Source organism: Acinetobacter tandoii DSM 14970 = CIP 107469, from assembly GCF_000400735.1.
In the GTDB taxonomy this organism is placed as follows: Bacteria; Pseudomonadota; Gammaproteobacteria; order Pseudomonadales; family Moraxellaceae; genus Acinetobacter; species Acinetobacter tandoii.
Window position 1 is genome coordinate 112,567 of sequence record NZ_KE007359.1, and the last position, 20,459, is coordinate 133,025.

16 protein-coding genes are annotated in these 20,459 nt (G+C 34.8%); 6 read left to right on the top strand and 10 right to left on the bottom strand.

Going from position 1 to position 20,459, the window contains the following annotated elements:
* Positions 1–2: 2 nt before the first annotated feature.
* The 6 genes from I593_RS00625 to I593_RS00650 all read left to right on the top strand — a co-directional run bounded on the left by I593_RS00625 (position 3) and on the right by I593_RS00650 (position 9,587).
* Complete coding sequence (locus I593_RS00625) at positions 3–806, top strand: heteromeric transposase endonuclease subunit TnsA (protein WP_016165659.1); 804 nt, start codon at positions 3–5, stop codon at positions 804–806.
* Positions 790–2,940: a DDE-type integrase/transposase/recombinase gene (locus tag I593_RS00630; protein WP_016165660.1), complete on the top strand. Its 2,151-nt coding sequence runs from the start codon at positions 790–792 to the stop codon at positions 2,938–2,940. Before I593_RS00625 ends, I593_RS00630 begins: the two co-directional genes overlap by 17 nt.
* Before the next feature lie 34 nt (positions 2,941–2,974).
* A complete protein-coding gene (locus tag I593_RS00635; protein ID WP_016165661.1) occupies positions 2,975–4,657 on the top strand; it encodes an AAA family ATPase in 1,683 nt (560 codons plus the stop codon).
* 2 nt (positions 4,658–4,659) lie between these two features.
* On the top strand, positions 4,660–6,192 hold the full coding sequence (locus I593_RS00640) for a TnsD family Tn7-like transposition protein (protein WP_016165662.1): 1,533 nt from the start codon (positions 4,660–4,662) through the stop codon (positions 6,190–6,192).
* 114 nt (positions 6,193–6,306) lie between these two features.
* Positions 6,307–7,905: a Tn7-like element transposition protein TnsE gene (locus I593_RS00645; RefSeq protein WP_016165663.1), complete on the top strand. Its 1,599-nt coding sequence runs from the start codon at positions 6,307–6,309 to the stop codon at positions 7,903–7,905.
* 311 nt (positions 7,906–8,216) lie between these two features.
* Positions 8,217–9,587: a phosphohexomutase domain-containing protein gene (locus I593_RS00650; protein ID WP_016165664.1), complete on the top strand. Its 1,371-nt coding sequence runs from the start codon at positions 8,217–8,219 to the stop codon at positions 9,585–9,587.
* A gap of 36 nt (positions 9,588–9,623) precedes the next feature.
* Here I593_RS00650 and galE read toward each other — a convergent pair whose 3' ends face one another.
* Genes galE through I593_RS00700 form a run of 10 tightly spaced genes read right to left on the bottom strand, consistent with a single transcriptional unit; the run spans position 9,624 to position 20,459 of the window.
* Positions 9,624–10,640: a UDP-glucose 4-epimerase GalE gene (galE, locus tag I593_RS00655; protein ID WP_016165665.1), complete on the bottom strand. Its 1,017-nt coding sequence runs from the start codon at positions 10,638–10,640 to the stop codon at positions 9,624–9,626.
* On the bottom strand, positions 10,633–12,306 hold the full coding sequence (gene pgi, locus I593_RS00660) for a glucose-6-phosphate isomerase (protein WP_016165666.1): 1,674 nt from the start codon (positions 12,304–12,306) through the stop codon (positions 10,633–10,635). The genes galE and pgi overlap by 8 nt, the downstream gene beginning before the upstream one ends.
* Positions 12,303–13,568, bottom strand: a complete 1,266-nt coding sequence (locus I593_RS00665; protein ID WP_016165667.1) for a nucleotide sugar dehydrogenase — start codon at positions 13,566–13,568, stop codon at positions 12,303–12,305. The genes pgi and I593_RS00665 overlap by 4 nt, the downstream gene beginning before the upstream one ends.
* Positions 13,569–13,590: 22 nt before the next feature.
* Positions 13,591–14,469 carry a UTP--glucose-1-phosphate uridylyltransferase GalU gene (galU, locus tag I593_RS00670; protein ID WP_016165668.1) on the bottom strand — a complete coding sequence of 293 codons (879 nt, stop codon included), beginning with the start codon at positions 14,467–14,469 and terminating at the stop codon, positions 13,591–13,593.
* A gap of 27 nt (positions 14,470–14,496) precedes the next feature.
* A complete protein-coding gene (locus I593_RS00675; RefSeq protein ID WP_016165669.1) occupies positions 14,497–15,117 on the bottom strand; it encodes a sugar transferase in 621 nt (206 codons plus the stop codon).
* Between the two features lie 7 nt (positions 15,118–15,124).
* Positions 15,125–15,958: a glycosyltransferase gene (locus I593_RS00680; RefSeq protein ID WP_016165670.1), complete on the bottom strand. Its 834-nt coding sequence runs from the start codon at positions 15,956–15,958 to the stop codon at positions 15,125–15,127.
* Between the two features lie 4 nt (positions 15,959–15,962).
* Positions 15,963–16,997, bottom strand: coding sequence for a glycosyltransferase family 4 protein (locus I593_RS00685; RefSeq protein WP_016165671.1), 1,035 nt, complete (start codon positions 16,995–16,997; stop codon positions 15,963–15,965).
* A gap of 1 nt (position 16,998) precedes the next feature.
* The gene (locus tag I593_RS00690; protein ID WP_016165672.1) at positions 16,999–18,312 is read right to left on the bottom strand and encodes a DUF6418 domain-containing protein; all 1,314 of its coding nucleotides are present in this window, start codon (positions 18,310–18,312) and stop codon (positions 16,999–17,001) included.
* Positions 18,305–19,270 carry a glycosyltransferase family 52 gene (locus I593_RS00695; RefSeq protein WP_016165673.1) on the bottom strand — a complete coding sequence of 322 codons (966 nt, stop codon included), beginning with the start codon at positions 19,268–19,270 and terminating at the stop codon, positions 18,305–18,307. The genes I593_RS00690 and I593_RS00695 overlap by 8 nt, the downstream gene beginning before the upstream one ends.
* Positions 19,257–20,459 (bottom strand): oligosaccharide flippase family protein, encoded by a 1,203-nt coding sequence (locus tag I593_RS00700; RefSeq protein ID WP_016165674.1) that lies wholly within the window; start codon positions 20,457–20,459, stop codon positions 19,257–19,259. The genes I593_RS00695 and I593_RS00700 overlap by 14 nt, the downstream gene beginning before the upstream one ends.

Consider the following 20,459-nt stretch of genomic DNA (forward strand, 5'->3'; position numbering starts at 1 on the left):
TTATGGTTACAGAGCATCAGCAGAAACGCTGGATCAAAGAAGGACGAGGCCAAGGCTATTTAAAAGATTATAAGCCATGGATCACTGTACGAGATGTTAGTTCAAAAGGTCGTTCTCACCGAGTATTTGGCCATACAACAAAACGCACCCATCATTTATTATCTGATTTAGAACTTGCAATTTTTCTACTTTTAGACTGGAATCCGTTAATTACTGATATCAGAGAGCAATTTCCCTTGCCTCTCAACACTACTCTCGAAATTTCAGAAGAAGCTCAGATCTCTCACCCTAAAGTTAAAGACGCTCTACAAACTATAACTTCAAGTTTTTATGTAAATAGTCAAAGTACAAACCAACCAAGTTTTGTCATCCGAACTAAATACACAAATAGCTTACAGGATGAAAGAATCGTTGAAAAACTAGAACTTGAGCGTAGATATTGGAAAAGTACAGATACACCTTGGTATATCCTTACAGAAAAAGAAATTCCTTCAGTTGTTTTGAATAACATCAAATGGCTTTATCCAGCCATGAGACAATCTAATACTGAAATGTACGACCGCTTAAACGATTATATCCATATATTTACACAATATCCTGAACTTGACTTAATAACTTTAAGTAAAAAAATGGATCAAGCATATAATTTAACGATTGGTACGTCTTTAGCTGAGCTCCGAGAACTGCTTGCACAACGTTATTTCATTTTCGATATAACCAAGGACTATAAAAAGATTAAAGCCTCTGAGATCAAGTTAGGCAATTTTGAAATATGGGAGGAAATTCGCCATGTTTCGAATCAATAGTGTATATAAGTTTCAAGGTAAAGATTACCGACTTCTTAAAATTATTCCTTCTTATATTATCTGGATTGATTTAAATCACCCCAATGCCAATCCCTCTATAATTAAAAAAGAAGAATTGATTACAGCTATAGAAGCCGGCGAAGCAGAAATAATTAAAGATCCTTTCGCTGATATTTCCTTAATTAATGTGACAGAAGGTTCTGTACAGCAAAAAAAACGTGATATGGGAATGAACATTATAGATTTACTCATATCTAATGAACATTTCTATGATCCATCTGTTCGTTTTAGCCTTGTTAAAAGAATTATTGAGCAGCATAAAACAACTCATCAAACTATTTATAGATTAGCACGTCGATACTGGCAACGAGGTCAAACACCAAATGCACTTATTCCTAGTTATAACAATTCTGGTGCTAAAGGTGTTAAACGTATTGCAAAAAATAAAAAACTGGGTAGACCAAGAAAATATAGCGAAGGTGTTGGTGCATTAGTTGATCAGAATATCGAGCGACTCTTCAGAATTAATATCAATAAATATATGTTAACGAAGGATAAACATTCTTTGAGTTATGCCTATCGTAAATTTTCTACGATGTATCATTCATTATTTCCAGATACACCTGATAGCGAAATTCCGACCATCTGGCAGTTTAAATATTTTTATGAACGTGAGTTCCCAAAAGTAGCTCAACTTACTGCTCGAACCAATCCAATTATCTATGCAAAAGACATCAGAGGGCTCCATTCAACTGTCAACACCCAAGTCCTAGGGCCGGGTTCTCGCTATGAAATTGATGCAACCATTGCTGATGTTTATCTTGTCTCAGATTCCGATCGTGCCTGTATTGTTGGACGGCCAACTATTTATCTAGTTGCTGATGTATTTAGTAGAATGGTGGTTGGTTTCTATATTGGCTTTGAAAATGCTTCCTATGTAACCGCAATGCAAGCTTTACAAGTTGCCATGACGGATAAAGTTGAGTTATGCAAACAATATGGTTATGAAATTACACATGATGACTGGCCATGTATTGGATTACCTGATGCTATTTTGGCAGATCGGGGGGAATTATTAGGACATCAGATTGAAGCTTTAGAATATAACTTTTCTATTCGTATCGAAAATACAGCACCTTACCGCGGAGATTTAAAACCAATTGTTGAACGTTATTTCAGAACTGTTCAGGCAAAATTTAAGCCTTTTGCTTCGGGTGTAGTACAACAGGTTAAAGAAAAAAAACGTGGGGGCGCTGACTACCGATTAGATGCAACACTTAACATAACTGAATTTAAGCAGATCATTATTGGTTCAATCCTCACACATAATTTGTCACATCAATTGACAACTTATGATCGTGATATAGATATGCCTAGCGATTTGCCGTTGGTTCCTATTCATTTATGGAATTGGGGAATACAACATCGTGTAGGTCGGTTAAAACAGGTTTCAGAAAAAGCATTACGTATTGCTTTATTACCTAAAGTTAAAGCAACCTTGTCTGATCTTGGGTTGAAAATTTTTGGAGTGTTTTATCACTGTACTGAAATAAATGAACAAGGTTGGATGCATCGCAAAAAAACTATTTCTCGTCCACAATTTTTTCAAGTAGCTTATGACCCAAGTAATGCAGAAATGATTTATGTGTTTTATGAGGAGCATAGTTTAAATTATTGGGAAGCTACACTTTCTCCAAGATCGAGAGAGTTTTTAGGGTGTAGTTTTTGGGAAGTCTGGCAGGTTCAACACGAACAAAAGAAAATAAAAGCGGCTCAAGATCTAAAAACCAATAAATCTCAAGCATATCTTGAAGAACATATTGAATCAATTATTGCTCGGGCAGATGCCAAAAAACCTTCCACATCTAGCAAAAAACAACGTTTGACTGATCTTCGTAAAAATAAACAAGCTGAAAAAGATAGTGAACGATTGAAACAGAGAAACAACAGCCAAAAATCGTCAAAAGGTGCATTGACGGTTTTAGAACAATCTTCAGAAACTCAAAGTAATATTATTCAGATGCCTAAGTCTAGGCAATTTATAGATTTAGAAAATGATGAAGATTACAGACTACGTTTTGGTATTTATCAAGATTTGCTAGATGATCTTGATGATCCTAACGATGAAAGTTGATAGTCACGATATTTAGATAAGATAGGATAAAATTATGACTAATAAAAATTACCAAGCAGTGTATAAAGCAAGCCCTGTTTCTGATTATCAGGGAAATCCTTTTATCGAGGCATTACCCGAAATTTTTGAGGCAAATGATACTATACAAGCCATTAAAGGTACTGTCGAATTCAGATTATCGGATCGGCAACTTCCTAACAATACTCGTGCTCATATTATATCGCAGTTATTAAATAATTTTTTTCACCCTATTAAACGACATTTAACATTAGAACAAAAAATTTCTATTATGCTGAGAAAAGGGTATGTAGGGCGAAATATTACCACAGGGGATTTAAATCGGCATTTACAGAATAGTTTTGAACATATTAGAAGCAATGATTTTAATGCTTCTCGCCATACAGATTTAATATCAACAGCACAAAGTCTGGTTTTTATTGGGTTCTCTGGTAGTGGCAAAACAACCACATTAAATCGTATTCTTAAAAATTACAAACAAAAAATTTACCATCCTGAACATAATTTCACACAACTGGTCTATCTAAAAATTGACTGTCCATATAATGGATCACTCAAATCACTATATTTAAATTTCTTTAGTGCCGTTGATCGTGCTTTAGGAACTAACTATGAACAGCAATACACCCAAAAGCGACATAATGAACAAAAGCTATTGCAACTTATGGGACACATTGCTCATCTTCATGCAATCGGTCTTTTGGTGATTGATGAAATTCAACATCTCATAGCAAACAGATCGAAAAATTCTGATGAAATGTTAAATTTCTTTGTAACTTTAGTGAATGTTTATAGCTTGCCAATTATTATGGTAGGAACGCCAAAAGCCAGTAACATATTTGAACGTGATTTGCGTTCATCACGTAGAGCTGTAGGTTTTGGTTCAATTCATTGGGAACCTATAAAAAATGAACCTGCAATAAAAACCCCGGATGGAAAAGTACGAAAATCAGAGTGGATGACTTTTACAGATGCTCTTTGGAAATATCAATGGTTAAGGAAAAGTGATTCTCTATTGTCCGATGAGTTACGGCAATGTTGGTTTGATCTAACTCAAGGTATTTTAGATATAACTGTTAAGCTTTTTGTCCTTGCACAAATACGGGCAATTGAGTCTGGTTTAGAACGAATCACTGTTAAATTGCTCAAAACTACATATCAAGAAGATTTTAAACCCATTCATCACATTATAGATGCTTTACGTTCAGGTGATGCTCGACGGATTGCACAATATCCTGATTTAATTACACCTGAAATTGACAGACAATTGTTAAAACTTTTTTCTAAAATCGAAGAAAGTGCTGTTGATCAAGGAGATGAGCTTGCTGAATATCAGGGGCATGCAGAATCCATCCGTTTGCATAATCTGTTGCTTGAATTAGGTTATGACACCAATCTTTTAGTACCACTGGTCAAAAAAGTATTTGTTAAGCATCCCGATAAACACTTGACTGAGCTACTACCCATTATTATGGATTGGTTAAATCAGGATGTAGATTCAACAAAAAATTCCTCATTATCCAAACCAAAATTATCAAAAACCAAACTGCTTAAATATGATCAATGGCAAACATTGGATTCGGTTGACTTACGTTTTCAATTTTCACAAAAAGAGAATGATCAAAGCTTTTATGATCATTTAAAAACTCAAACTGATTTGATCTTTGATATATCTAATTGGATAAAACAGGTGAGTTAGTTATGCTAAATTTTCCTATGCCTTATGAACAAGAGTTGATTTACAGTACAGTGGCTCGAGCTGGAGTTCGTTTAGCATTTGAAAGTCCAAAGCAGTTACTTGACGCAGTGTTTCAAAATAGAAAGGTTATTGCTACGGTTGATTTACCCTGTCATCTGAATTCGATTGTTAATCAGTATACTGAGGGACAATTAAGTCTAGAAAATATAATATATAAACACACATTATTTCCTATATATGCACCTTTTGTACCTGAAGCAAGGCGACAACAATGTTTCAAATGGATGGCCAATATTTCACAAGGCTCGGTACATCTTTCTTTGGGAATTAATGCTTCACGAGTCCCTATTATTGATAGACTACGTTACTGCCCACAATGTTTGAAAGAGCAAGCACTTCAAAAAGGCGAATTCTACTGGGTACGATTATGGCAAATACAGGGAGCTTGCTGCCCGCAACACGGTAAGCTTGTAGAATCAACCCTAGATTTAAGATCATTACACAGACATGACTTCATGGTACCTTCAGATATTTTTTGTATTGAATGGAATCAGATACCAGCAACAAGTGATGAACTTTTCATTAGTTCTAAATTAATAGAATTGTTATCTATACCACCTTTTGTATCACCAAGTTATGAACAGTGGACGATGTTCTATAATGAATTAGCCAAGAGGAATAACTGTACTCGCGGGCAAAACCAAATTGCTTTTGATCAAATTTTAGAAAAAATATCGTTACGGTGGTCACAAAAATTTCTTAGTCAATATCATTTGGATGACTTAGCTTCTGAAAGCAGCTGGCTACATAATATTTTCAGAAAGCATCGCAAAAGCTTTAGTTATCTTGAGCATATTCTTGTAATCGAAGCGTTTCTAAATGCTGACTGGTCTTTTGCAGAGATATTCAATCAAGTTAAGTCTTTCAAGAAAGTAATTACTCAACAGAATAGTCGAATAAAATACCAGGATACTAATTTTGAAATAACTAGAGCTGAAAATCGTAAAAAATGGTTAGATTTAGTACAAGACCATGGGGTTAAACCGGCTCGTCACCTGCAGGCAGCTCTTTATGCATGGTTATATCGAAACGATAAAACCTGGCTATTGCAGACGAACCAAAATTTCCATCAGAAGTTTATTCCTCAAGGGACTAAAATTGATTGGCAAAAACGCGATCTTTTTTATGTCCGGCAACTTATCCAGCTCAATAATGCTTTAATTTGGGATTTAGAGGGATCAAGACGCTCCGCAAAATGGTGGTTAAAACAGACTTTAATGTCAAATACATTAGAGAAAAATTTACATAAATTACCTCTGATTCAACTTTTTCTAGAACGATATAGTGAAGATATCAGCTGTTATCAAATCAGGCGCCTAACAAAAGTGTTTATAGATATTAAAATCAATAAACAACCAATTCCTCAGTGGCGTATTCTACGAAAAGCTGGATTAAGTGAAGAACGAATGACATCTGAAACGAAAAAATTTCTAGAATACATCGTTCATGAGTTCTCTAACATTATGCAAAATTAATTTTATTAAATCGCTGGCTTTATAAAATTAAGTTTTGAGATTTCAATAAAATAAGCTTTAATATATGTAGTCATTTTTTGTCAATTCACCAAAGTTTAAAATGGTAAAATCCTGATGATAAAAATTAAAAATTTTCCTGAAAATGCGAGAATTACTTTTTTAGGTTCTATTTTCAAAGATATAAAGAATGAAGAATGGAATATCACTATTGGATTAGAAAATGATGAATATTCAACTAAAGATCAGAGATATTTGCTTAACCATGCTCGTTTTTCTAATATGCCATTATTAGCAAGAAATCGGAGATTCAATCAGAATAAAAAATTCACTCCTTTTAATGAGTCTATTATCACTATTAAAATAGATGACTTGCAAAAATGGGATGTTATAATTAATCAATCAAAGCAGTACCAATTTAGTCATATTGTTAGCGATATTCATGCAACACTAACAGACATCGAAATTGTTTTACCTCAAATAGAACTCGCTAGAGTATTATTCTTGCATACTGCCTATCTATCTCGTGCTGCATTGGATCAAAGGCGTTTTTTTCGGGAATTTGATATCATAAAAGAAGAGAATCAAACTCTGATCAATATTCTTGACTTCTGTAACTTCCCACCATCCCAATATGATAATATTGGGATGCGCCGCTTGCTCGCATGGATATTACTCGATACAGAGGCACGAGCATCCTTTGAAAGCATCTCCAAAAATTTTTTGAGTGAGAAAGTGCAGACAAAATTCCGAGAATTCTGGAACTTTAATTTTATCCCACCATCATTAAAAGGCGCTGAGCTCACATTAAAAGTATATTTTAGTCCAAAGACAAACAAATATTATGTAAATGAAATTCTGGCAATATCAAACTTACCCAGTGAAATTAATCATACTGTCATTTTTTGTAGTCCAAATTTTACTGTAAAAAATACTCAGGTAAGCTCTGAGCGCTCTTCTAGAGGTAGTAAGCACACACGAAATGAAGATCCTATAATTGATGATAAAAAAGAAGCCAATAGTGATAAACAAATAACAATCATTGATTCACCCAAAATTACACTATCACTCTCATCTCCTTTTGAAACGAAAAAAGCAGCAATTAAACATTCTGGTAAAAAGGGTAAATTTAATAACGATGATGTAACTATATTACCGGAACCTAACGTAGGTACAGGTGAATCCACTATTTTTGGAGAAATTGGTCGAGGGGAGTTTGAAAATTGTCAAGATGAAAGTGATGACCTTGAGCTATTCATGAAACGATTTGAAGCATTTAAAGCCATGATTGAGCAATTTACATTACAGCATAATATTCTATCAAAAATTAAATTTACCATTTCCAAGCTTCCCGCTGTCAATCGATCCAAGCTACATAAGACCGATGATGGCAACTTTCGGAGTATTGCGGAAGTCCAGCTAGAATTTCAAGATAAAAAATTTTCCATTGTAGAAATTGATACAAGTGACAATCACAAACCACTTTCAACATTAATTGTTAAGGTCGAAAGTTTTGAAGCGTGGGATCAAAATTTTCCTAGTTTTAAAGAACAAATTATTAGACGTTCTTTGCGTTGGCCTACTGCAGAACTATTAAAAAATATTGGTATTCCCAAAGGCGTTAACCATCCAAAAAACAAATTTGAGATAACTACGTCTGATAAAGAGTTTAAAGATTGGGTAAAGCGATTTACAGAAGTTTTAAAATCTATTTAATGGATTTTTCTGTAGCATGAGCTATTGAGGAAAATATGTTCTGTTATTTGGATATTTCTTAATTTTATGGTAATTAGTCTTTTAACTGTACCTCAATGACATCCGTGTTTTGGCTTTCGAATTGCATTTAGGATGATACTTTATTACTAATTTTTCTATAGGATTAAGAGTATACTATGGTTTAAGATGATACTTTATTTTTAATAAGGCAAATCATGAACCATGAAAATCAATTAGTTAGAAGAAATTTAAGATGAAACTTTATTACCATCTTACAGAGCCTTTTTTATCAAATAATATGAGTTAAAAATATGACCAGCCTTACCTGTTTTAAAGCTTATGATATTCGTGGCAAACTCGGCTCAGAATTGAATGAAGAGATTGCCTATAAAATTGGGCGTGCCTATGGGCAAATCTATCAACCTAAAACCGTGGTGATTGGTTGCGATATCCGTCTGAGCAGCGAAGGCCTAAAACAAGCCACCATCCAAGGGCTCATCGATGCTGGTGTCAATGTTCTTGATTTGGGTATGACAGGAACTGAAGAAGTGTATTTCGGTGCCTTCCATCTTGACGTACAAGGGGGTATCGAAATCACGGCCAGTCACAATCCAATGGATTATAACGGCATGAAACTGGTGCGTGAAAATGCACGCCCAATCAGTGCTGACACCGGTTTAAAAGATATTCAAGCACTGGCGGAATCAGGCGCATTTACCACAGTTGAGCGTAGAGGTACAGTTGAAAGTTACAATATTCTGCCTGAATTCATCGATCACCTCCTCACCTACATTCGCCCTGAAAAAATTCGCCCACTCAAACTGGTGGTCAATGCGGGCAATGGTTCAGCAGGACATGTGATTGATGCACTGGAGCAAAAGTTCAAGCAACTGCAAGTTCCAGTCGAGTTTATCAAAATTCATCATGAAGCCGATGGCACATTCCCGAATGGTATTCCAAATCCGATTTTAGTTGAAAATCGTGATAGTACCCGTCATGCAGTACTAGAACATCAGGCGGATATGGGCATTGCTTGGGATGGCGATTTTGACCGCTGTTTCCTCTTTGATGAAAAAGGGCAATTTATTGAAGGTTATTACATTGTCGGCTTATTGGCTCAAGCCTTCTTGTTAAAACAAAGCAATGAAAAAATTGTACATGACCCACGGTTGGTCTGGAACACCTTAGATATTGTCGATCAATATCAAGGGATTACTGTACAGTCTAAATCTGGTCACGCCTTTATTAAAGATGTCATGCGTGAGCATAATGCAGTCTATGGTGGAGAAATGAGTGCACACCACTATTTCCGTGATTTTGCTTATTGCGATAGTGGCATGATTCCATGGTTACTGGCGATTAGCGTTTTATCTGAAACACAGCAATCTTTATCTAGCTTGGTTGAAGATATGATTACCAAGTTTCCATGTAGTGGTGAAATCAACTTTAAGGTTGCAGATACGCAAGCTACAATTCAAAAACTGTTTGACCATTTTGCAGATCAAAATCCTGAGATTGATCGTACCGATGGGGTAAGCTTAGATTTCGGCACTTGGCGTTTTAACGTACGTGCATCCAATACAGAACCTTTGCTTCGCTTGAATATTGAAAGCCGTTTGGATCAAAATCCAAAGCCGATGCAAGCTTATGTAAATGAATTAACACAATTGATTCAAAGTTAAAAAAGGGAGCACTTTGCTCCCTTTTTAAAGTCTATTTTAAGCATATCCTTGCGGGTTCTGTTTTTGCCAATTCCAACTGTCGGCCAACATATCTTCCAAACCATATTGCGGCTGCCAGTTCAATTCTGTCACTGCACGAGTATTATCTGCGAATGAGGTGGCAACATCCCCCTCACGTCGTGGTGCAAATTCAAATGCAATCGCGATCCCATTGACTTGCTCAAAGGTATTTTTAATTTGCAAAACTGAGGCACCTTGCCCCGTACCGATATTCCATGCACGACAGCCTGTAGCCGCTAAACGATTATTCAATGCACATAAATGCGCATTAGCTAAATCCACTACATGGATATAATCACGAACGCCTGTACCATCTATTGTATCGTAATCTTGACCAAAAATAGCCAGTTTTTCACGACGACCCACAGCGACTTGCGTTACATAAGGCATCAAATTATTTGGAATTCCTTGGGGATCTTCACCAATTCGACCACTTTTATGCGCGCCTACAGGGTTAAAGTAACGCAACAAAGCAATCGACCAACGCTTATCTGCAACACTGAGCTTTTGTAGCATTTGTTCAACAATCAGCTTGGTATAGCCATAATTGTTAGATGGCATACCCGTCGGCATTTCTTCATTCAATGGCGAAGTATTTGCCTCATCATAAACAGTCGCAGAAGAACTAAACACCAACTTAAATACGCCAGCCCGCTCCATAGCTTTGACCAAATTCAGACTGCCCGTAATATTATTATCAAAATAAGTCAAAGGAATCTGCTGGCTTTCACCTACTGCTTTTAAGCCTGCGAAATGAATCACCGCATCAATTGTATACTGTGCAAAAAGTTGATCTAGTGTTTCACCATCTCGAATATCCCCCTCGACAAAATCGAGAGATTTTCCAGACAATTGTTGTACCCGCATTAAGGATTCAACCGAACTATTTGAGAGATTATCTAAAACCACAACGTCATGACCTGCGGTTAATAACTCAACACAGGTATGTGAGCCAATATAACCGGCTCCACCTGTGACTAAAATCTTAGCCATGCTTATTTCCTAACAAAACCTTCAGTAAACCCTGAGTCGAAGCATCAAACTGTGCAATATCCGTTTGCTGACCATTCAGTACGGGCAATAATTGATTGGCTATTTCTTTGCCTTTTTCCACGCCCCATTGATCAAAAGGATTAATATTCCAAATCACCGATTGCACAAACACTTTATGTTCATAGAGGGCAATGAGCATACCTAAAGTTTTTGGATTCAACTCATTCACCAATATTGTCGTGCTTGGCTGATTTCCCACATATTTTTTATATTCAGGCAGATTTTCTACCTCATTCTCGCACAATGCTTGATTGCCAAAGGCCAATAATCTAGATTGCGCTAAACAGTTGGAAAGTGCCAAATGATGTTGCTCAATTAAGGCTTCTGCATTTTCAACATAAGTAAATTGCTTGGCATTATAGCGCTGTACGGGTGCGATAAAATCACAACTGACCGCATGTGTACCTTGATGTAACAACTGATAAAATGCATGTTGTGCGTTTGGACCTACCTCTCCCCACACAATCGGACAAGTCGAAGATTCAACTTTTTGATGATCACGTTGTAAAGACTTACCGTTAGATTCCATCTCAAGCTGTTGTAAATACGCAGCAAAATATTTTAATCGACCATCATAAGGAAGAACGGCATGGGTTTGCATGTTCAGATAGTTGGTATTCCATACCCCCAATAACCCCATCAGCACAGGAATATTTTGCTCAAATGGTGCATTTTGAAAATGCTGATCGATCAAATGCGCACCTGACAACAATGCTTTAAAGCCTTCAACCCCAATTTGCAAAGCAATCGGTAGCCCAATACAAGACCAAAGCGAATAACGCCCCCCGACCCAGTCCCATAATAAAAACTGGTGATCTGGATGAATTCCCCAAGCCGTCATTTTGTCAGGTTTAGTCGATACACCAATAAAATGACTTTTTAGAACACAATCACGTTGCCCTAAAGTTTTCTCTAACCATAGGCGAACTGTTTCAGCATTCGATAAGGTATCAACAGTGCCGAAAGATTTGGAAGAGATAATAAATAAGGTGGTTTCAGGTCTTAGCTGATGCAAGAGCTCTGAAAGCTGACTGCCATCCATCGTCGAAACAAAATGTACATTTAAGGGTTTCGCTGTTTGGACTTTAAAATCCGATAAGGCATGAGAAACCATCAAAGGACCCAAATCTGAGCCACCTACCCCAATGTTTACCACATCTTGAATGACTTCACCTGTCACGCCACGATATTGCCCCGCATGAATTTTTTCGACCAAATTAAACATCCGATCTAATTGTTCATGCACTTGCTGAGATAATTCTGGGAAAACTTCGGAATCTTGAGGCAAGCGCAAAGCCCAATGCATGGCTGCACGTTGCTCTGTGTAATTAATAGCCTCAACGGAGAATAACCGACTGATCCAAGCTTTTAATTGTTTTGCTTCTGCTAATAAGAGCAATGCCTTTATCACAGGCAAATTGACACGGTGCTTACTAAAATCGAAAAGTAAATCTTCACAATACAGACTGAAGTTTTCAAAGCGTTGTGCTTGTTCTGCAAAAAGCTGGTTCAAATGAATCGACTGCATTTCTTCCGCTAACTGATGTAGTTTTTGTTCAGTAGAAGGAAATGCTTGCTTAGGAAAATTTTCGATATTTTCTCTCATATTCGACCAACTCCCTCATATGCAAAACCCTGCGCTTTGACATATAGAGGATCATAAATATTACGTCCATCTAGAATAAGTGGATGACGCATCAATTGCTGTAGTTTTTTATAATCAGGACTAAAGTATTCTTTCCATGCGGTGATCACACATAAGGCATCCGCATCCTGAACTGCATCATAAACATCTGTACACAAAATTAAATCTTCACGATGACCATACTGTTGATATATTTCTTTCAGCGCTTGTGGATCATGCAGTTTCACCTTGGCACCTTGCGCCCATAGTGCATTCAGCATGGCATGAATTGGGGAATTATGAATACTCGAGGTATTTTCTTTGAATGATGCTCCCCAAATTGCAACAATTTTATTTTTTAAATCCGAATGGTAATAATTCCAGAGTTTACGAAATAAAATTTCTTTTTGCTGCTCATTGATATCCAAAACTTGCTGCAACAGACGGCTTTTTGCACCACTTTTCGAAACTTCACTGGATAATGTCAAAATATCGTGAGAAAAATTTTCGCCACCAAAACCGGCTCCAGGTGCTAAATAAGCCGAGCCTATTCGCGTATCTGCCCCCATCCCCTGTTTAACATTGGCAATATCAATACCTAATTTTTCAGCCACCATCGCCAAATCATTGATATAACTTATCCGAGTCGCCAACATGCCTGAAATACTCAGTTTAGTAAATTCTGCATCTAGAATCGGCATGAACAAATATTGATTAGTTGTACTAAACATTGGTCGTAATAATTCTTCAACCAAAGTTTTAGCCTGTTCTTCTTCCACCCCCACAATAATCTGCTTCAGATAAAGTACACTATTGATGGCATTACCTTCCTGAATCACATCTGGTAAGTAGACCCAGTAATCTTGAGGTGAAATCTCGCTAAGCTTGTTTGTACCATTTAATCCAAAAGTTGCAGCATTAATCATCAATCTTGGATGAATAATCGGTTTCATAGCCAATGCTTTAAGGGCCTGAACCGCTAATCCAATCTCAGTTGGGCTATAACAAAAGAAATAAACATCGACGTCTAAAGGAAGTTCAACGACAGAACAATAAAGAAGATGCCCAAGTTTATGCTGTCGGTTAAGACGAAAATTGACTTCTTCGTCTAAATACTGAACCCTTTTCTGATGGGAATGCTCATTATTTTTATGACTGCACCAATACACTTGATTGCCATATTCGGATAACAATACTGCCATGACACCAGCATTCAGTGTCGCACCTAATATCGCAACTTTCATGATTCACCTACAAAGCTTATTTTTATTCGACATTCAATTCGGCAATCAACTGCTTAAACTCATGTCCTAATTTTGGATGAGCAATACCATAATGTAAAACAGCCTTTAAGTAGCCAAGTTTACTGCCACAGTCAAACGTTTCACCTTTCATGCGATAGGCTTCAACAACATCAGTGGTCTGCAACATTGCAATGGCATCTGTTAACTGGATTTCATTGCCTGCCCCTTTGGGAGTCTGCTCTAAGAGCTGCATAATTTTTGCAGGCAGAATATAACGTCCCACCACTGATAAATTCGATGGCGCAGTTCCAACCGCAGGTTTTTCTACAATGCCCTGCATGGCAATACTTTCACCTTCTGCAGGAGATTTAGCTACATCCACAATACCATATTGATCTACCATATGCTCAGGAACTGCTTCAACCATGATTTGTGCTGCTTGCACAGCTTCATATCGCTGAATCATGCAGGCAAGATCATTTTGATCCGATTTTTCTTTGACCAAAACGTCTGGCAATAAAACTGCAAAATCATCACTACCAATAATACTTTTGGCACAAAGCACAGCATGACCTAAACCTAATGGTTGTGGCTGACGTACACTCACAACACTCACATGCGCAGGTAAAATTTCAGTAATTTCTTTTAGAAGATCGGTTTTATTTTTCTGTGCCAATGTCGTTTCAAGTTCAAAATTTCGATCAAAATAGTTTTCGATAGATGCTTTGGATGAATGTGTGACTAAAATAATTTGTTCAATTCCAGCCTGAACCGCTTCACGCACAACGTATTCAATTGCTGGACGGTCAACCACCGTGACCATTTCTTTAGGAATTGACTTACTTGCAGGTAAAAAACGCGTACCTAAACCAGCAACAGGTAAGATTGCTTTTTTAATCATGAAATTGAACTCGAATCATTACTAAATTTAAGACTTAACTTGATCTTCAGATTTTTTTGGTGCGTTACCTTGAAATAAAGATGGGCCCACATGACCAGGGGCATTAATCCCTTCACGCTTTGCCATCACTGCAACCGTTCTAAACATAATTTTAAAATCGACTAAGGTATTGTGATTGTCTACATACCAGACATCACACTTAAATCGTTCTTCATAATCTAACTCATTACGACCACTGACTTGTGCAAGGCCAGTCATGCCTGGTCGAACTTCTAAGCGACGTGCTTGTTCTGGTGAATAAAGCTCTACAAAGTCTTTCAACATTGGTCGTGGACCAACAACGCTCATGTCACCCTTTAATACATTAATGAGTTGTGGCATTTCATCTAAAGACGTTGAACGTAATTTTTGCCCAAATGGTGTAATACGTTTTTCATCAGGTAAAGGATTGCCATGCTGATCAAAAGCATCCTTCATAGAGCGAAATTTAATCATTTTGAAAAGTTTGCCATTTTTACCAGGACGTTCTTGGCAAAAAAAGATTGGCGACCCCAAATTTTTTCGTACTTTATAACAAACAATGAGGAAAATTGGAGACAATAATGTTAGTGCAATTAATGATATAACGATATCAACCAGTCTTTTCATTGCTATCTTACTCTGTTTTTTCAACTTTCTTACGTAAAAACGTATTATAAATTTTACCTAGCAGATTCGCTGGCATAAGTCTAAATGTAGACCGTACAATGAAGTAGATAGTAGCATAAAACGGAGACTGAATTTTGAGTTGTTTTTTTAAATCTAGTAACTGTTTTTCACTTTTAATATATTTGAAACCTTTACGTCGTCCATGCATACCATTATCTATTCGTGCATAAACAAGTACATCTGGCAAATTACTAATTTGGTAGCCTTTTGCAATAATTCTTAAGAACAAGTTGTAATCTTCCATCCATAAATGATGTTGATAACCTCCTACACCCAGAATTTTAGATTTACGATAAGCAATCGTCATATTATTAAATGGACTTTGTCTTTGAGCATAATTTATTAAATCATCATTGCTTAAAGGCACTTCACGTTTCCCTGAAGGGTTCGAAATGTCTTCTGCAAACTCTAAAATTTGGCCACCGACAATGACTACATCTTGATACTGTTCTAGGAAGTTAACTTGTTTTTCGAATCGATTTGATACATAAATATCATCTGTATCAACAATACAGACCACTTCATAATTACATGCTTGTAAACCGATGTTTTTTGCCTTACCTGTACCAACATTTTCAGGCAATTTAATGATATGTAACACATCACCTAATTTAGCTTTCCACATTGCAATAATGCTGTCTAAATCTGATGTCAAAGGGCCATCTTCTACTAAAATGATTTCAGTCGGTTTAAGTGTTTGCTTGTCCCAGATACTTTGCATACATGCGTCAAAATGAGCAGGATTTTCTTTATGATAAATAGAACTTAGGGCTGAAAACATAAACTTATCCTTTAAATACCTTATCAATCCACATTTGCAATATTTGCTCAGGTTGGTAGTTTGCGGCATTTAATAAAGAATTTTGCGAAAATTTCTGTAATAAATCTGGGGATGATGCCAATTTCAAGATTGCATCAGCAAGCTTTTGGACATTTTGATCTTCAACCAAAAGCCCATTTTCATTTGATGAAATGACATCACTTGGTCCATAGGGGCAATTATACGAAACTATTGGTAATCCAAAGCTCTGTGCTTCAATTAAGACCATCGGCAGTCCCTCATACTTAGAGGACATCACAAAAAATGCAGACTGCTCATAAACTTTTTGTATGTTTGAAGTAACACCCTTTAGCAAAACATTTTGAAGTGAGTTTTGTTTAATATAATCAGTTAAAAGCTGTAAGTGTTCACCTTCACCATAAATGATCAATTTCCAATCTGGAATTAAGTTATAAATTTCTTTCCAAGCTTTTAACAAATGAATATAGTTTTTTTGATCAGTTAAACGTCCAATCGTTACGATTTCTTTACTATCATTATTTCTAGTTTTAGCTACTGGAAATGGTGAAAAGTTTGGTATGACCATCACATTAGAATGAAACTTATCAAATTGAACTTTATCATTTCTAGTTAAAGTAACAACTTGATCAATTCTCTTATAGAAAATTTTACTTAAAAGTTGAATATTTTTAGGTCTGCTTACAAAAGATACGTGTTCTAATATTACCAAGTTTTTTAACTTTGGCAAAAAAGCACATAATAGTGATAATTTACCCATATTATGCACAACAACATGGTCGTAATTATTCACAGCGATATGTTTTTTAAGTTTATTATAAAAATCGAATAAATTTCCATTTAGAGAAATAATATTAACATTATTTGAAATTGGATATGCAGCATCGTTCCTATTAGTATCACGACTTAATAATGTAACTTTAAAATTATCTAATGTACCAAGTTTATTTGCCAATTCAATAGCGACACGCTCAGATCCAGATTTGTTTTTCAAAGAGTTTATTATAAAAAGTAAATTCATATTAAGTGAGCCTCAAAAAGAAAATACAAATCAGCATAAAAGCTAAGGTTCCAATTGAAAATACATCAGGAATTGATCCCACCAGTAAAATAGCTTGAATTTTGTATAAAAATTTGAAAGAAATGAAGCTAAATAATATATTTCTACACTGTATTCCCAATAGCAAGAAATAACATAAAAGTCCAAAAAATAAGCCCCATAAAAAATTTATTAATGCACCTAAAAAATATCCAAAAAAATATACATTATTAAAAAAACCTGACATCGTAAATTTACTTTTGGTTTCATATCTTGCATCTACTAATGACTTACTCGTTACTTGATCCATCAAGTAATAAGTACCCGAAACCCTGTCACTCACAAAGAAACCATAATATCTATCAAAAATTGTTCCTAAATCTCTTGGATAAGCTCCAGATTGCTCATCTAAAGCCCACCACATTTGTGGTTGTAATGCTGCACGCATAACTACATTCTCAACAGGGTTTGTATTTTGATCAATTGCTGAGAAACTTTTCAACACTGTAATCCCAAGTATAAATAATGCACATATTAAAAAAACTGTTTTTTTAAATGCACTAATTTTGATATTGATTTTTGTATTATTTACTAATATTGGTATAAAGAAAAAGAAGAAGGAGTAAAGAATCCCTGTAAATCGCTCTCCCATAAGAATAATTGTTAAAATCACAGTTCCATATAAAAACACATCAATTTTCGATTTTATTTTAGAATAATTTAAACCCAAAATAAAATTAAACTGAATCAAGAAGTATACTAAAGCGGCCCCCCATGATGGAGCAACAAATGTCCAGTAATCATTTCTATGAAGACCATGACTTATTGGTGTGCCATATTTAATCGCTATTAAATACAGTATAGAAATAATAATAATAACAAGGGATCTACATGACCATATTATTATTTGATTCAATGATTCATTTAAATTTATTACTCTTAATGAGCTCCTACTCAAGAAACTAAATAATAGAAATGCTCCCAATAAAAATGATGATAATTGAATCGTAGCTTTTACTGGTAAATCAATAGAATAAGATACTTGACCTATTTCAATCAAAAAAACTCCATTTTCAAGCAAGATACTAATAAACAATGTTGAAACCATTGCTAGTAAAGCATAAGCACTCACATATATAAAGTTTGGATTGTGTTTATATAAACACCATATTAATAAAATAAATGACAAAAAACTAATTACATATACCGCATTACTTAGTTGAAAAAAATACGACACTCCAATAAATATGAAATTAACAATGAAAGTTAAAATAAATACAAAAAAAACCTTATTCATTAATTTCACCAATATTTACAAAATCTATATAAGATTTAAAATCAAAAACATGATACACGCTCTTATATTTTTTCATTAAATAATCATTAAATAAAACATAAGACTTCAAGTTTTCATCCATCATTCCAATATTTATAATTGCTGTGCTAAAAAATGTATAAAAATGCACTTCATAATTTCTAGAAATTTCCACATAATAATCTTCTAAAATTAAATTTGATTCTATGTAATTAAAATTACCATTTAAGCTCTCTCGAGGATGTGGAAAATAATAATCCACACCAATTTCACTCAACACTTTTATTAAAAATTCCTGTGTAAAGCAATCATCAACCTCATACAATGGTTGACCTATATAAATTTTTAAAACTTCTTTTTTACCCTTATAATCCAATATATTCGATGAGGTTTGTAAATTTATATAAGTTACCTCATTAATAATGTTATCCTTATCTTTATAGATAGAATAATGCATTTGGCTACTACTTTTAATTAATTTCAAAGACCAACTAACACCCAATATTCTTTTAATAAATTTCTGGATCTTTACTTCTTTATCAATATAATAGCCACTATCTTTATATAAATTTGCCAATCCATCATCAAATGTAAAGATCCGATAAAAACTCAATTCCTGCAATGCAGTATGTATTAATGCATTATTAATACTGGACACATATATATCTTCAAATTTTCTATTCTTAATTTTATTTATAAATTTTTTAATCTTAAATAATTCAAGCAGTCTCCCTGCTTTAGTTTTTGATTTTATTTCATAGAAATCATAATCAAAACCTTTCTTTTTCAATAAATTAATATAGTATTTATATTTAGTATTATCATTATAATAAAAAATTAGAAAACTACAATTTTCAATTTTTTTATCAGAAATAATACTTTTTGCTATCAGTATTTGAAGTGGTGTCATACATATAAATAATGCCTTACCCTTTAACATACTTTACACTCCACCACAAACCAAAAATTAGTACTAAATTACTTAAAATCAATGCAAAAGGGATATAAGAAATATTTATTGAGCATAAAATCCAAAGCAATATTAAATAAATACAAGATGATATTGCACTTAATGTTGATATGAGCTTATTCCTTGCATAGTAGAAATAATAATTAACTATCGTAAGGTAAGTTATGTTCATGCCAAATCCAAGCAAATACATTACTACATAGTACTTTGCTCCAATATAATTCCCACCCAAAAACCAAAGATAGAAATTTTCAGGAAATAGCCATGCTATACCAGCAGGTAATAAACCTATTGGCATCGAGAGCAATGCATATTCTTTAATTTTTTCAATCGTTAATCTATTATCTTTTAGTCCTTGATAATAGTAAGGGACAATAGCCTTATTTAATGCCATCAGTACAATAGGTAAGACTGCCGCAACTTGTATACCTGCAGAATACACACCTAGTTCTGTTTTTGAATACTGTTGATAAATAAGAATTCTATCTAGCTGACCTTTAACAAAAAAACTAGACTGATGCAGAATGAGTGGCAAACCAAATGAAAAAATATAAAATAAACCTAATTTTAGTCTCTGCCATGTGAAACGTTGGTTATCTCTAAACAAATTACCTAGCACTAAACTTGCTATCAAGAAAGTAATTAAGTTTGCAGCAACAATTGCTAATATTCGATAAGCTACTAACTCCTGACTAAAGTATTCAAGAGCAGCAATAGTAAAGAATACATTGGTTAAGGACAATATAATTTGGATTGTAATATATTTGAATGGTTGCTTCTGGCACTGCCGTAAAGCAAGCTGGACATTAACAAAAGACTGAAACATGGTTGCTAACACAACGTATGCCATAATCTCTGCTTTAAACCACCAACAACCAAGCAGAAATACAATAGAAGTAGCAATATTAAATAAATACCCTGCTTTTACAACTGTATTTAAAGCTTTTTTCCCGTAAAAATAAAAGTAACGTGTAACTGCACCCTCTTGGCTTAAACCCACAAAAATACCAAATAGTGCTAGCATGGTTAAATAATATGAGAGTTCGCCAAAACCATCAGGTCCTAATTTTCTTGTTAGATAAGGTAACATGAGAAAAGGGAGACTTTTCGCAAAAAGCTCCCCAATCAAATAAATAAAGCTATCTTTTAATACACGCAT